This is a genomic window from Micromonospora rhizosphaerae, from assembly GCF_900091465.1.
Taxonomy (GTDB): domain Bacteria; phylum Actinomycetota; class Actinomycetes; order Mycobacteriales; family Micromonosporaceae; genus Micromonospora; species Micromonospora rhizosphaerae.
Genome location: NZ_FMHV01000002.1, coordinates 4,348,584 through 4,362,817, shown reverse-complemented (window position 1 = coordinate 4,362,817; position 14,234 = coordinate 4,348,584). Strand labels below are relative to the sequence as shown.

The 14,234-nt window shown below is 70.7% G+C and carries 13 protein-coding genes; 4 read left to right on the top strand and 9 right to left on the bottom strand.

Annotated features, from left to right (window positions below; genetic code table 11):
- Nucleotides 1–10 precede the first annotated feature (10 nt).
- Together GA0070624_RS20385 and folE are read right to left on the bottom strand one after the other, a co-directional pair.
- A complete protein-coding gene (locus GA0070624_RS20385; RefSeq protein WP_091343426.1) occupies nt 11–1,264 on the bottom strand; it encodes an NAD(P)/FAD-dependent oxidoreductase in 1,254 nt (417 codons plus the stop codon).
- A gap of 18 nt (nt 1,265–1,282) precedes the next feature.
- Nucleotides 1,283–1,876, bottom strand: a complete 594-nt coding sequence (folE, locus tag GA0070624_RS20380; protein WP_245718894.1) for a GTP cyclohydrolase I FolE — start codon at nt 1,874–1,876, stop codon at nt 1,283–1,285.
- A gap of 248 nt (nt 1,877–2,124) precedes the next feature.
- Between folE and GA0070624_RS20375 the strand changes: the two genes are divergently transcribed.
- Together GA0070624_RS20375 and GA0070624_RS20370 are read left to right on the top strand one after the other, a co-directional pair.
- Nucleotides 2,125–2,658 (top strand): SigE family RNA polymerase sigma factor, encoded by a 534-nt coding sequence (locus GA0070624_RS20375; RefSeq protein ID WP_091343418.1) that lies wholly within the window; start codon nt 2,125–2,127, stop codon nt 2,656–2,658.
- A complete protein-coding gene (locus GA0070624_RS20370) occupies nt 2,651–3,502 on the top strand; it encodes a hypothetical protein (protein WP_091343415.1) in 852 nt (283 codons plus the stop codon). Before GA0070624_RS20375 ends, GA0070624_RS20370 begins: the two co-directional genes overlap by 8 nt.
- Before the next feature lie 66 nt (nt 3,503–3,568).
- Here the strand turns inward: GA0070624_RS20370 and GA0070624_RS20365 are convergent, their stop codons facing one another.
- On the bottom strand, nt 3,569–5,155 hold the full coding sequence (locus GA0070624_RS20365) for an IS200/IS605 family accessory protein TnpB-related protein (RefSeq protein ID WP_218105228.1): 1,587 nt from the start codon (nt 5,153–5,155) through the stop codon (nt 3,569–3,571).
- Nucleotides 5,148–5,723 carry an IS607 family transposase gene (locus GA0070624_RS20360; RefSeq protein ID WP_091343412.1) on the bottom strand — a complete coding sequence of 192 codons (576 nt, stop codon included), beginning with the start codon at nt 5,721–5,723 and terminating at the stop codon, nt 5,148–5,150. Before GA0070624_RS20360 ends, GA0070624_RS20365 begins: the two co-directional genes overlap by 8 nt.
- A 159-nt stretch (nt 5,724–5,882) precedes the next feature.
- On the opposite strand from GA0070624_RS20360, the gene GA0070624_RS20355 reads away from it, so the two are divergent.
- On the top strand, nt 5,883–6,578 hold the full coding sequence (locus tag GA0070624_RS20355) for a L,D-transpeptidase family protein (protein ID WP_176731793.1): 696 nt from the start codon (nt 5,883–5,885) through the stop codon (nt 6,576–6,578).
- Between the two features lie 58 nt (nt 6,579–6,636).
- Here the strand turns inward: GA0070624_RS20355 and GA0070624_RS20350 are convergent, their stop codons facing one another.
- The gene (locus GA0070624_RS20350; protein ID WP_425413553.1) at nt 6,637–7,902 is read right to left on the bottom strand and encodes a multidrug effflux MFS transporter; all 1,266 of its coding nucleotides are present in this window, start codon (nt 7,900–7,902) and stop codon (nt 6,637–6,639) included.
- A gap of 207 nt (nt 7,903–8,109) precedes the next feature.
- On the opposite strand from GA0070624_RS20350, the gene GA0070624_RS20345 reads away from it, so the two are divergent.
- The gene (locus tag GA0070624_RS20345) at nt 8,110–8,874 is read left to right on the top strand and encodes a DUF427 domain-containing protein (RefSeq protein WP_091343407.1); all 765 of its coding nucleotides are present in this window, start codon (nt 8,110–8,112) and stop codon (nt 8,872–8,874) included.
- Between the two features lie 92 nt (nt 8,875–8,966).
- Here GA0070624_RS20345 and GA0070624_RS20340 read toward each other — a convergent pair whose 3' ends face one another.
- From GA0070624_RS20340 to GA0070624_RS20325, 4 genes are all read right to left on the bottom strand, one after another.
- A complete protein-coding gene (locus GA0070624_RS20340) occupies nt 8,967–9,725 on the bottom strand; it encodes a GNAT family N-acetyltransferase (RefSeq protein WP_091343405.1) in 759 nt (252 codons plus the stop codon).
- 12 nt (nt 9,726–9,737) lie between these two features.
- Nucleotides 9,738–10,667: a diacylglycerol/lipid kinase family protein gene (locus tag GA0070624_RS20335; RefSeq protein WP_091343402.1), complete on the bottom strand. Its 930-nt coding sequence runs from the start codon at nt 10,665–10,667 to the stop codon at nt 9,738–9,740.
- A 164-nt stretch (nt 10,668–10,831) separates the two neighbouring features.
- Complete coding sequence (locus tag GA0070624_RS20330; RefSeq protein WP_091343400.1) at nt 10,832–13,012, bottom strand: M48 family metallopeptidase; 2,181 nt, start codon at nt 13,010–13,012, stop codon at nt 10,832–10,834.
- A gap of 97 nt (nt 13,013–13,109) precedes the next feature.
- The gene (locus GA0070624_RS20325; RefSeq protein ID WP_141715106.1) at nt 13,110–14,198 is read right to left on the bottom strand and encodes a serine hydrolase domain-containing protein; all 1,089 of its coding nucleotides are present in this window, start codon (nt 14,196–14,198) and stop codon (nt 13,110–13,112) included.
- Nucleotides 14,199–14,234: the final 36 nt, after the last annotated feature.

Below are 14,234 nucleotides of genomic sequence, written 5' to 3'. Positions count from 1 at the left end.
GAGGCGGACCTCAGTTCAGCAGATCGTCGAGCGGCACCCGCGGGTCGGAAAGCCTGGCCAGGTCGACGGCCCTGCCCCCGTGACCCGCACGCACCAACGCCTGGATCTGCTCGGTGACGTCCCACACGTTGGCATTCATGCCGGCCAGCACCCGGCCGTCCTTGACCCAGAACGCCATGAACTCCGGCGCCCGGTCAGCCACCACGGCCGGATCGCCGCGGAACACCACCCGGTCGTAACCATCCGGGGCCGCCCATCCCGAGTACTCCATCCCCAGGTCGTACTGGTCGGAGAAGAAGTACGGCAACCGCGCGTACTCGACCTGCTGGCCCAGCATGGATCGCGCCGCGGCCGGACCGCCGTTGAGCGCGTTCGCCCAGTGCTCCACCCGGATGTGCCGGCCCAGCAGTGGGTGGTAGGCGTTGGCCACGTCACCCGCGGCGTAGATGTGCGGGTCCGAGGTGCGCAGCAGGGCGTCGGTGACCACGCCGTTGTCCACTTTCAGGCCCGCTGCCTCGGCCACCTGCACGTTGGGCTCGATACCCACGCCGACGACGACGGTGTCGGCGCCCAGTTGGGTGCCGTCGGCCAGCAGCACCGAGGACACCCGCCCCGAACCCCGCAGTCGCAGCACCTCGGCGCCGAAGTGGAAGGCGACGTCGTGTGAGCGGTGCAGATCGGCGAACACCCGGGCGACCTCGTCGCCGAGGACCCGCTGCAACGGCAGATCGGCGACCTCCACCACGGTCACGGCGGCGCCGCGCTGGCGGGCCGCGGCGGCGATCTCCAGACCGATCCAGCCGGCGCCGATCACGACGAGGTGGGCCTGGTCGGTGAGGGCCTCGGCGATCCGATCGGAGTCCGCCAACGTGCGCAGATACCACACGCCCTCCAGGTCCGTGCCGGGAACAGCCAGGCGGCGGGGCGTCGCACCGGTGGCCAGCAGCAGCTTGTCGTATCCCAGCCGTTCGTCATCGCCGAGGACGACCTGGCGGGCGTCGCGGTCGATGCCGGTGACGCGGGTGGCCGTGTGCAGCTCGACGTCGTTCGCCTCGTACCAGCCGGCGTCGTGCACATACACCTCGCGGCGTTGAGTGCTCCCCAACAGCAGCCCCTTGGACAGCGGTGGCCGCTCGTAGGGCCGCTCGGACTCCGCACCGAGCAGTACCACCCGGCCGCCGAAGCCCTCCTCGCGGAGTGTCTGGGCGGCTTTGGCGCCGGCGAGGCCGGCTCCGACGATGACGAATGTGGGGCTGCTTCCCATCGCGCTCTCCAATTCGGGTCAGTGGGCTCCGGTGAGGGAGAAGAACTCGGCCCTGGAGCGGGCGTCGTCGCGCAGGGCCCCGAGCAGGGTGGAGGTGACGGTGGTGGCACCGGTGGCCCGGACGCCACGCAACGTCATGCAGAGATGTTCCGCCTCAATGACGACACCGACGCCCTTGGGCGCCAGTTCGAGGGCGAGCCACTCCGCCACCTGCTTGGTCAACCGCTCCTGCACCTGCGGACGGTGGGCGAAGAGCTCCACGACCCGGGCGAGTTTGGACAGTCCGAGGATCCGGTCGCCCGGCAGGTAGCCGACATGCGCGACACCGACGAAGGGCAACAGGTGGTGTTCGCACACCGACCGGATCGGGATCGACCGGGCCAGCACCAGTTCGTCGTAGCCCTCGTCATTGGGGAAGGTGGTCAGGTCGAACGGGCGCGCGGTGAGCAGTTCGGCGTACGCCTTGGCCATTCGGCGGGGCGTATCACGCAGGCTTTCGGAGTCCAGGTCGATGTCGAGTGCGGCCAGAAACCGGGCGGCGGCCTGCTCGGCGGCGACCAGGTCAGGCGCCGGTTGCTGGTCCACGTGACGTCGGGCCGGTGCGATCGTCACGTCAGCTGCCCCCGAGCTCGGTGCGCAGGTCCCACGCCGCATCCTCCGTTTCACCAAGGGTCGTTGCTCTTGATCACCATCCTGGACCTCGCGAGCCGGAATTTCAATAGCGCCCGCTAGTGAAATAATGCCGCCGCCGGGCGCCGGCATGTCACCCGTGCAACCGCCGCTCACGGCCGGGCGTTTCTAGGGTGTCACGCCGACCGCACCGGGCAGCCGGGGCTCGACGACCCGTAACGGGGGTGCCCATGCCGAACGCCGATGCCGCTGCCTCGCCGGCCGAAGACACGCGCAGTTCCTTTGACACGTTCTACCGGGCGACCCGGCAGCGGCTCTTCGAGTTCCTCTACGCCCTGACCGGTAACGCGGCCGAGGCACAGGATGTGCTGCACGAGGCCTACGCCCGGGCGTGGCAGCGATGGTCGGTGGTCAGCCGTTACGAGGCGCCCGAGGCGTGGGTACGCACCGTGGCCCGCCGTGTCGCGGTGAGCCGGTGGCGACGAGCCCGTAACCTTCTCGCCGCCCACCAACGGGCCGGCCCACCGGGAGCCCTACCGGGTCCCAACGCGGACAGCATCGCGCTCGTCGCCGCGCTGGCCCGCCTGCCGATCGAGCAACGCACCGCGATAGTGCTGCACCACCTCTGCGACCTGCCGGTCGCCGAGGTCGCGCGGGAAACCGACGCGCCCGTGGGCACCGTCAAGGCCCGGCTCGCTCGCGGTCGACGTGCGCTCGCCGTTCTGCTCGGCATCGACCTCGAGGAGGAGGAGAGCCGTGTCTGACCAGCTCGATGCGCTTTTCGCCGGGGTACGCGGAGTGCAGCCACCGGCCGCCTTCGCCCCGGCCGAGCAGGTGCGCTGGCGCGGCCGGCAGCGCACCCACCGCAAGGCTCTGCTGGCGGGAGCCGGCGTGCTCACCATCACCACCGCGGCCGCAGGTCTCGGCGCGGGCCTGGCACTGCCCCGACCCGATGGCGTCGCTCCCCCGACCGACTCGACCCCGACGACCACGAGGCCCACGAGCCCGCCCGCGACGGCCTCGCCGGCGCCGTCCCGAACGTCCTCACCGCCACCCACCCGCAAGGCGGGCAGCGTACTGCTGCAGCCCGACGACCTCGGCCCGGGCACCTGGCGGCCATTCGAGGCGGAACAGATGCAGAACCGGGACCGCTGGTACTGGGGGCTCTGGGACGGCAACTGCCCGGCGTACAAGTCCAGCCTCTTCCCGTCCCTGCCGCACCGGCACGCCGTCGAGACGGTCGCCTACCAAGCCGTCGGCGGGTCCCTCAGGAGCGTGTCCCAGGTCGTCGAGCGGTACGACAACGGCTGGGGCGGCCGCAACCTCAACGACGTCCGCGCCGTCATCGACCGGTGCGGGAACCTCGACCCGACGCCGGAGACGCTCGCCATGCCGAACTTCGCCATCGTGGACACCGGATTCGCCGGCGACGACTCGCTGCTCGTCCGGGTGGACCTGGTGCAACTAGGACAAGGCCCGAGCAGTGACCCGCAGCCCTACATTGCCGTCGTGCGGGTCGGGGACCTCGTGACCACCGTCCGGGCGTACCCTCCAGACGCCGACCGCGTCCGCGGCATCGCCCAACGGGCGGCGGCGCGGCTGGGGTGACCGCGGGGGGCCGCTCACGGACTACCGTCAAACCGTTCCTAAGGACTGAGCGTGGGTTGGACAGGCTCAGCCGCGTGCCCCGAGCGGTGTTGGGCGCGCTGGTCCTCCCGCGTTCGCTCCGCATCCAGCGCCATCGGATCGTGTCCGTGGTCCGGGAATGTGGGGGCGGGTTCCCTCACGCTCTCGGGCACCGGGTCCGGCCTGGGCGGTCCGATGCCCGCGACGATCACTCTGGTCGTCGCGGGGCGGTGCCGTCCGTCGCCGGATCGGGTGCCCGAGGGCGCGTCGTCCAATCGCGACGCCAGCGGCGTCGTGACGGGTGGTCTTGCGGTTGGTGCTGGTCAGCGGGCGCTGCCAATGCTGGGCACCCCACTGTGAGGTGTAGGCGGGATCGACAACGACGACGGTGATGCCCAACTCGGCCGCCATGCTGACGAGCCGGGACCGCAGCTTGGCCACTGGCATGCCGCAGATGAGCTTGCGGAACCGCTTGCGGCGGCCGTGCTTCTCCCGCGTCTTCTGCGCTGCGAAGTCGAGGTCTTCGATCGCGATGCTCAGCCCGTGCCGCTTGGCCCAGTGCAGAAGCCGGATCAGGGCGTGCCGCACCTGTGCGTCACGATGGTCCGCGTTGCTGGACAGGTCGTAACAGAAGCGGCGCGGCTCACCCACTGGATTGCCGTGCTCGTCCAAGCGCCAGGCGGCGAGATGGTCGGCGTTCGTATCCACACCGATGATCCCGTTCACCCTGGCGGTGGCCAGCGGCATGGGCCGGGCCGCAGGGATCGTCCACGAGGCGGTCAGGTACCAGCGGCACCGGTCCACGTCTTCGTGGATGCGGTATGCCACCGCCCGGTTGGCAGTGACGCGGTCGCGCCAGGCATCGCCACGGTGCGGGAACGACACCTTCGCGGCGAGCACGTACCGGCCGTGGCGCGCGTTGGCCAGGTGTGCCAGCGGGGCCGGGAGTTTGATGGACACCTCGCCTTCGCAGGTGACGCGGATTGTCTCGTTCCCGTACCGCTTCCCCGACTCGCCGTCGGCCTGCAGGAACCGCCGTTGCGCCTCCCACCGCTGCCGCCACTCGGCCTCGGTGAGCTGGGCGGCGTCGAGGTTGTGACGGTTGCGCAGCAGCCGCTTCCCGCCCCGCACGACACGGACCCGGCCCGTCTCGCGGTCGCCACGCTCACGCTCAAGCCGGTCCTGGAGCACATGCAGCCGCCGGGTCTTGACGAACCACTCCTGCGCGGTGCGATAACCGCCCGGAACCCGCTTGCTGCCCTTCTCGCCGACCGGCAGCGACAGCCGGTACGCGATCGTCTTGATACCGACTTCGAGGCCCTGAATGTGGGCAAGCTGAGCGCGGCGCGACAGCGCCCACTGGTCGTGCGTGGCCTTCGTGATCGACCCGGCCCAGCGGGAGGACGACTCCTGCGTCAGGGCACGTTTCCGCTCGGCCCAGGCGTCGGTGTCGTGGTCGAGGCCGGTCACGCAACGCGCCTTGAGATCCTTCCCAGCAAGCCTGCCGAGATGGTCACCGACCAGCCGCAGAACCCTCTCATCCTCGCCGGTGAGACCCTTGAGCCGGTCGCGAATCGCGACACCGGACGGGCCGAGCGCGACGAACGGCGCATCGATCGGGCGCAGGTCAGCCACGCTGGGCGGCCTCCAACGCCTTCCGCGCCCGATCACGAGCCGAGCCGCGGCCATACAGGCCAGCGCACAACGAGGTCAACACCTCCACCATGTCCCGCACCAGATCGTCGGCAACCTCGCCGTCATCCAAAACGACCAAGCGGCGGCCATGCGCGGACAATGCGGCCTCAACCAACTCCACATCCATCCGCCCAAGGCGGTCCTTGTGCTCCACCACCACGGTGCTCACGTCCGGATCGGCCAGGAGACGACGAGCCTTACCGCGGCTGCCGCTCATCCCGGAGCCGATCTCCGCCTCCACACGCACGACGCGGTGACCGGCCTTCACAGCCCACGCCGACAACCGGGCAACCTGGCGCTCCAGGTCAGACTTCTGATCGTGAGAGGACACCCGGGCATACAAGCCCAGCCCACCGACAGCTTCCACAGTGGTGTTGGCCTCGACGTTCACCAGTATCGTGCGCGACCCAACACGCTGAGCGGGCACGGGAAGCATCCCGTCACGAAACCAGCGATACGCCGTGTGGGGACTAATCCCCTGCGCCCGCGCCCACTCAGTCAAATTCACCCCAAGACCATAACACCACTCAAGTAACCTCATACACACTTACACACACTCATCCGAGAGCAGTTCGGCACCCCGCCAGTTCGGAAAGGAGGGATGATGATTTCCTTCTCCAGACGCACCACTCACCTGCGCTACCGTCGTTCGCGGAGGGCTCTCGGGGTGGCAATCCTCGTGGCCACCGGCAGCCTGGTGATCCCCGCCAGCTCAGCGTCGGCCGGCGTCAGCACCACCACCACAGAGGTCAGGACGGCTCCCGCCGCTGCCCAGACCTTCGTCACGACAACGTCTCAGCCGGTACTGCGGCAGGGCTCGCGCGGCACGGCGGTGACCAACCTTCAGCGTCGGCTCGCCGCGCTGCACTACGACGTGGGCCCCATCGACGGGATCTTCGGACCCTCGACGTACCACGGGGTCGTCGCCTTCCAGAAGGTGAACAACCTGACCCGGGACGGGATCGTGGGGCCGCAGACCTGGGGAGCCCTCGCCCGACCGGTGATCCCCAGGCCGAGGTACACGCACTCGGGCTACTCCCTCGAGGCGAACCTGACCAAGCAGGTCCTGTACCTGGCGCGTCAGGGGTCCGTGGTGCGGATCCTGGACGCCTCCAGCGGCAAGGCCAGCACCCCGACCCCCACGGGCAACTTCAAGATCCAGCGCCGGATCGACGGCTGGCGGCAGAGCTCGCTCGGCCTGCTGTGGCGGCCGAACTACTTCTACTACGGCTACGCGGTGCACGGCGCGACGTCCGTCCCGACCTACCCGGCCAGCCACGGCTGCGTCCGGGTCACCGTACCGGCCATGAACCGACTGTGGTCGATCATCGGCATCGGTGTGCCGGTGCACATCTACCGCTGACTCCCGGCACGACAGAGGCTCCCGGTCTCCTCCGGGAGCCTCTGTCGTGGTGGCGCTGTCAGCCCGCGGCCACGGCCACCGCACCCGGCTCGACCTCACCGAGCCGCGCGGGCCGTACGACCGCGAGCAGGACGGTCATCGCCGCCACCATGCCGCCGGCGACAACCCCGGCCATCGCCACGCTTCCGGTGCCGAGGATGCCCACCATCGGCGCGGCCAACGCCCCGACACCAAACTGCACCGCGCCGAGCAGTGCCGCGGCGGTGCCCGCCGCCTCCCCGTGCCGGGACAGCGCCAGCGCGGGTGCGTTCGGCAGGGCGAGCCCTCCCGCGGCGAGCACCACCCACAGCGTCGCCAGGATGCTCGCGAGGCCGCCGAAGCCGGTGGCGGCGAAGACCAGCAGCACGAGCCCGGCTGCGGTACCCACGCCGAGCGCGGTGATCAGGATCCGCTGCGGAGAATACCGGCGCAGCAGCCGCACGTTCAGTTGGGTTGCCGTGATCAGACCGACCGCGCCCGCGCCGAAGGCCAGCCCGAACTGCTGCTCGTCGAGCCCGTACTGCTCCTGGAAGACGAACGACGACCCCGCCACGTACGCGAACAGCGCAGCCATGGCCAGCCCGGCGACCAGCACGAGACCGACGAACGTGCGGTCGCGCAGCAACGAGCCGTAGTCCCGTACGGTGGCGGCCACGCCGCCGCGGCGGCGCCGGGCGGGCGGCAGAGTCTCAGGTAGCCCGAACGCCGCGACCGTGACCAGCAGCACGCCGAATGCCGCGAGAGCCATGAAGACGCCCCGCCAGTCCGACCAGCGAAGGAGCCCGCTGCCCAGGGTGGGCGCCAGGATCGGCGCCACCCCCATCACCAACATCAGGCGCGAGAACAGCTTGGCGAAGGCGGCGCCGGTGAACAGGTCGCGCACGACCGCCACCGCAACCACCGAGGTGGCCGCGGCGCCCAGCCCCTGCAGCACCCGGAGCGTGCCGACCATCCCGATGTTCGGCGCGATCACGCACAGCACCGACGCCAGGATGTGCAGCCCGGTACCGACCAGCAGTGGCACCCGCCGCCCCACCGCGTCGGACAGTGGGCCGATCAGCAACTGGCCGAGGGCGAGGCCCGCCAGCGTGCCGGTAAGGGTCAGCTGAACGGCCGCCGACGTCGTGTGGAGATCGGCGGCGATGGCGGGAAGCGCGGGCAGGTACATGTCGATGGTCAGCGGCCCGATCGCGATCAGCGAGCCGAGCACGAGGACGAGTCGCAGCCGTTGTCGGGAGGTCATCAGCTCACCAGACAACTGGGGGCGCGTGGCCCGCTCAGTCATCTCGGCGGTGGCGGTCATGAGGCCTCACCCGTCCTGATCCGGGCAGGGAACTTTTCAGCGATCACACCTGCCACCAAATCTCTGGCGGCTGATCTCATTCCCGGACGGGCCGAAGGTGCCTCAGCTCACACGTGTGCTCTGCGCAGCTCTGATCGTTGAAACCGGTACCCGGCCCGAGCCGGGCCGCCATTACGACAGGAGGACAAGGTGCCGGACTATCCGAAGGCCATCGCCCCGGTCGACCGCATTGAGCCGGTGCCCCGCCGGATCCGCGCCTTCCTCGCCGGCGAGCAGGTGCTGGACACCACGCGGGGGCGGTACGTGTGGGAATGGTCGTTCTACCCGCAGTACTACATCCCGATCGCCGACGTGAATCGCGGCCTGCTGATCGATGAGCAGCGCACCGAGGCGTCCCGGCGCGGGACCGAGCGGCTGCACGGGTTGCGGGTGGGCGAAACGATCCGTCGTTCGTGCGGGCGGCTGTACGGAGCTGACGCGCTGGCCGGGTTGGCGGACACGATCCGGTTCGACTGGGCGGCCATGGACGGCTGGTTCGAGGAGGACGAGGAGGTCTTCGTGCACCCCCGGAACCCGTACGCTCGCGTCGATGCGCTGCGGTCCACCCGGAGCGTACGGGTGGAACTCGACGGGATCGTCCTGGCCGAGTCGACGTCGCCGGTGCTGGCCTTCGAGACCGGTCTGCCGACCCGCTACTACCTCAACCGCACCGACGTGAACTTCAGGCACCTCGTACCGTCGGCGACGACGACCTCCTGCCCGTACAAGGGCCGGACCAGTGGCTACTGGTCCGTCCGGGTCGACGGCACGGTCCATCCCGACCTTGCCTGGTCGTACGAGTTCCCCACCGCCGCGCTCCTGCCGATCGCCGGCCTGATCGCCTTCTACAACGAGAAGGTCGATCTGATCGTCGACGGCGAGCGACTGGCCCGTCCGACGACGCACTTCTCGTAGAAAACCTGGACTGGGTCGGGCACTCGCCGCGGGGCCGGGAGCTGTGGGCTTCCCGGGTGGGCACCGGCGACCGGGTACTGCGAGCCGAAGGGTCACCTCGCGGTGCGGTAGTGGTAACCGCATATTTCGGTGAAGCCCGCCTGCTCGTACAGCCGGAGAGCCGGGCTGTTGCCGCGCTCCACCTGGAGATACATGTGGTCGGCTTGATGGGCGCCGACCCAGTGGGCCAGGGCGGCCAGCACGCCGCGGGCGGCGCCTTTCCCGCGCGCCTCGGGAAGCGTTGCCATGCCGAACACCCCCGCCCAGCCAGTGTCGGCGACCACGCGACCAACCGCCACGACATCGTCCCGGATCATCGCCCGGACGTAGCCAGACGGCCGCTCCACACGTTCGAGCATGTCCCATCCGGAACGACGGTCGCCGCCGTGACCGTGCACGGCGTGCCAGACGTCGAACCAGGCGGGTGTCGGGCGTTCTTCCACGTCAATGCGCAGCGCACCCGCCGGCAGTCGGCCCAGGACCTGCGCGGTCGAGGCCACCCGCAACGACACCGGGCTCTCCCGGCGGTAGCCACGCTCTGCCAACAGCGTGTCGAGCCCCTGCGGACACGCTCGCGGACTGATCTGGAACCGCGCGACAGTGCCGTGAGCGGCATAGAACGTCTCCGCCCCGACGACCCGGCGCGCCAACTCGCCCGGCCCAGCCTCACGATGCGGCAGCGCCGTGCCCACCCACCAGGCGCACCGGGGGGCGTGGCGCAGCCACCACCCCTCCGCATCCTCGACGCGTTCCGCGGGAAGAGCCCGGGCCGCTCGCTCCTGCAAGCCCCTGATCAGCTCAGCGCCGGTCACGGCGGACGGCGCCTAGCGGTCCGGGCTGTCGGCGGGGGCCATCACGCGCAGCGCGTTGGGGTCCAGGCCGATCCGGATCGGGGTCTCGCCGTACAGCTCGCCGTCGACCTCGACGGGCGCCGGGCGGTCGGTCTCCAGCCAGAGTTGGCGCATGGCGAGGAACGGCTCGTCGCCGAGCGTGCGGCGGTGCCCGGTCGCCGCGTTGCGGGCCGTGTCGCGCAGCAGCCCGCGGCGGGTCGGGCCGCCCACCGGGTACGCGACCAGCAGCCGGTCGTCGGCGTCCGCGTCCGCCGTGATCGGCCGGCCGGCGTGGAAGCCGCCGTTCGCCACGTACAGCTGGTGGGTGACGAACTCGTGCTCCCGCGCCTCCGCGCGCACGGTGGCGCGCAGCGGCCGGTGCCGGGCCAGCAGCGCCAGGGCGGTGACCGGGTACGCGAGCCGGCCGGTGACCCGCTTGAGCCGCGGCGGCGTCCTGAGCATCACGTCGGCGGAGAGGCCGACGCCGACGTGGTTGGTGAACCGCATGTCGCCCACGAGCCCCAGGTCGACGTCGATCACCTTGCCGTCCGTGAGGACCGCGACAGCCGCGTCGAGGTCGAGCGGGATGCCGACCGTACGGGCGAAGTTGTTGGTCGTGCCGAGCGGCAGCAGGCCGAGCGCGATGTCGCGGTGGGCGAGCAGGCGCGCGGCCGTCCCGATGGTGCCGTCGCCACCGCCGGCGACCAGGAGGTCCGGCCCGAGGTCGGCGGCCGCGGCGAGGCTCTGCTCGAGCTCGCCGGGCTGGTCGACCGGGTACGTGCCGAGCAGGGTGAAGCCGGCCGCGATCAGCCGTGAGCGGGCCCCCTCGTAGAGCCGGCGGCCCCGGCGGGAGTGGGCGTTGACGACGAGCGCCGCCCGCCGCTCCCGCCGGATGGCCGCGCCCAACTCCTGCTTCGTCCGCACAGGACCAGACCCTATCGCCGAACGCCGGGCCAGGAGCCTGGGTGCGGAGAAGCCCGCTCAGGTCAGCGGCGACCGCCCTATCGACGTCGATGGTTGTAGCGCTGATTCCCGCCACAGCGGAGGCCCCCGATGGGGGCCGAGCCGAACCTGCGGGTAGCTGGGCATCACTCCAGCCTTATGTTGAGGCCGATCACGATGCGTATCGCCATCGCGAGCCGGTCCCGCGCGGCGAGGCGGCCGAGCCAGTGCCGCGCCGACACCGAGGTTGAGCCGAGTACCGGCCCGGCCAGTTCGGTGCCCCACAGCAGCGCGCCGAGCACCATGTCGCGGCTGTCGAGGTCTCCGACCGTTAGCGCCTGCATGATGCGCCTGCGTACCTGCTGGGTCCGAGCTGCGTCGAACGGCGTGTGATTCGGGTCGGTGTTGCCGGAAGTGCCGGGCTGATAGAGGCCCATCAGCTCCAGCCGGCGAGCCGCCGCATCGGCGACGTCTGCTCCGAGCAGCTGCAGCCACTGGTACGCGGGGCGCGGCCAACCGGCCGCGACGCGAGCGAGCACACTGTCGAGGAACCGGTCCCCGGTGGACGTGACGTCATGGACGGCGACAATTGCCTCGTCGGTGTCGGTCAGTGACACGCGGGCCCGTAGCCGCAGTTCGGCGAGTGCGGCGGCGGCCAGCCCCGCCTCGAAGGCGTCAAGGGGCACTCGACGGAGGCCCTTCGGCTCGTGCGCGAGGAGGAACAGCTCGTCCGGCAGCAGCAGCTCGTTCTCCGTTGAGGGTTGGGTGCCGGAAGAGGTGGGGGTCACCGGGCCGATGTCCAGCGGGGTTCTCCCGGGCACTGCCCAGTTGATCACGCTTGCCTCGTCGACGCCCAGGCCGAGCAGGAAGGTCCGGAGCCGCGCTACGCCGGTGGCGTCGTGACACGCCCCGGTGACCAGCGGCCGCAGCGAGATCGGCTCGTCGTCGTCGGACACCAGCATCATGGGTTCCGACCACGAGTGCTGCCAGCGTGCCCCACCGCAGGCGACAACCGTTGCGGCCGCCGCGGCGAGTACGAGGTCGAGGATCTCGTCGTCGCCGTCCGCCGCGCCGTGCCCGTCCGTGCCACGGGGTTCCTCGGCCGAGCGTGGCTCCTCGAGACGGTGGACCGGAGGCGCCAACGCTTGGCGCAACTCGCTGCGTCGCCCCTCGGCGAGGAGGTCGAGCACCCGCCAGAGTCCAGATCGGCCATCGCCGGCGACGGTGGCCGCCGCCTTGTACAGTCGGTCGGCGTCGCGTTCGGCCTCTTCCTGGGCGACCCGTTGCATGTGCTCGTCGAACCTGGTGGTCTGGAGCGCGGCCATCGTGTCGAGGCCGGCCACGAGCACCGCGCCCCGTCGCGGGTCGGGCACGACGGAGGGATCCGCCTCGCGTGCCATCATCGCCACGCGCTCGGCGATCGGGGGGTGCGTTCTGAATGGTGGGGCTGGGCGCGGTCGGAGCTTCCCTGCCTGTTCCAGCTCGGCCGCACCACGTTCGACAAGCCGGCCGAACCGGGCCAGAATCACAACCGGGGTGTACCCCCGGGTGCGGGTCCATCTGACATAGCCGCCAAGAAAGCCGTCCCAGGCCTTGTCGAGGCGAATCAGATCCTGGAGCGCGAGCATCGCTGCCTGTCGCCCTGCGGCCCGCACCGCGGCACGGTCGGCCTCCAGCTCCATGCGCCGCACGACCGCCAGCGCAACGGGAACGAACAGGTAGGCGTAGCCGCCGTAGACCAGACCGGCGAAGCTCGTCGGGCCTGCCCCCAGGATGGTTTGCACGATGACGTACACGCCCCGGTACGTCACCGCACCCCACCGGGTGTGCTGTAGCGAGTAGTGGGCCAGTTCGTGCGCCAGCACCGCCCGGACCTGCGTCACCGTGAATGTCTGCAGCAGCGGCACGCCAAGGCAGAGATAGCGCCGGCCGGGCCGCAGCCCCAACAGGCGGGCGTCCTCCCGTACTCGGGCGTCCGCCTCGAAGACGAGCCGGATCTCGTCGGGCGGCCGGGTGCCCACCATGTCCGCGAGCTCGCGGACCTGTGACCACAACTCGGGCGCCTGCTGCTCGGACACCGGCAGACCCTCCGGCGGCGGCTGGGGCCGCGCCCGGAGCACCTTCCATGCCGGCACGACCAGTGCCACCCCGATGGGGGCGACAAGGTAGCTGAGGTCCCGGGCCGCTTGGCCGGGAAAGGCGAGCCACAGCCAGACACCCAGCCCGGCGAGACCGACAGGGAGCCCCACCACGACCAGGTAGAAGCCGGCGAGCATGCCGACGGCCAGTGCGGCACGGATCGTGATCCCCCGAGTCACGCGCTCCATACCGGAATGGTGGCAACCCCGCACCACCCTGGATATCGACGGGACGCTCGGACTGGCGTAGGCGCCGTCATGCCTGACAGCGTTCGCCACGCGTCGGTCAGCTGCCCGCAGCGAACTCCGCCACGGCCCGCCGGATCGCCGCGATGTCGGACCACTCGCGGCTGGGGTGCACGCGGTTGGTGAGCAGGACCACCACGAGGTCCCGGCTGGGGTCGACCAGGACGGACGTGCCGGTGAAACCGGTGTGGCCGTAGGCCCCGGCCGCCGCCAGCGGGCCCATCCAGTGCGGGTCTCCGATGCGTACGCCGAGGCCGTGGCGGAAGCCCGGGTCGATGGCCGGCGGCAGCTGATCGCGGGTCATCTCCGCCACGGTGTCCGGGCGTAGGACGCGGACCCCGTCGACGGCGCCGCCCTGCCGCAGCATCTCGCCGAAGCGGGCGACGTCGGCGGCTGTGCCGAACAACCCCGCGTTGCCCGCCGTCCCGCCGAGGGACCACGAGTTCTCGTCGTGGACGCCGCCGCGCAGCATGCCCCGGCCGATGTGGGGCTGGTACTCGGTGGCCGCTGCCCGGGCCGCACCCGCAAGTTCGGGCAGGAAGCCGGTGTCGGTCAGGCCGAGGGGCCGGCAGACCCGCTCGTGGACCAGGTCGGGCAGCCGCTGGCCGGTGGTCCGCTCGGCCAGCAGTCCGGCGACCATGAACCCCACGCAGGAATACTCGAAGGTTACGCCGGGTCGGTTGACCAGTGGAGCGTCCAGCACCGCCTGCACCCGGGACGCCCGGTCCGGCCAGTCGGTCCAGAGTTGCAGCAACGCCGGCAGCCCGGAGGTGTGGGTGAGCAGGTGGCGCAGGGTGATGCGCCGCCGCTCGCCGTCGCCGAAGGTCGGCAGCCACCCGGCGATCGGGTCGTCGAGGCCCAGCCTGCCCTCCTCCACGAGGGTGAGCAGAACGGTCGTGGTGAACAGCTTCGTCACCGAGGCGAGGTCGAAAATCGTCGACTCCACGGCGGGCTGGAGCTTCTCCGGTGCGATCGGAGTGCCGTCCGCGTCGGCGTACCGGGCCAGGTTACCGACGGTAACCAGGTCGGCGGGGTGACCGTTCCGCTGAATCAGTGCGACGGCAGCGCTGTAGTGCGGGCGGTGTCCGCCTTCCAAGCCGCTGACCAGCATTGCTCTCAGTCTGGACACGGAGAGCACGATAGCGCAGGCGGCAACTTTTTTCAC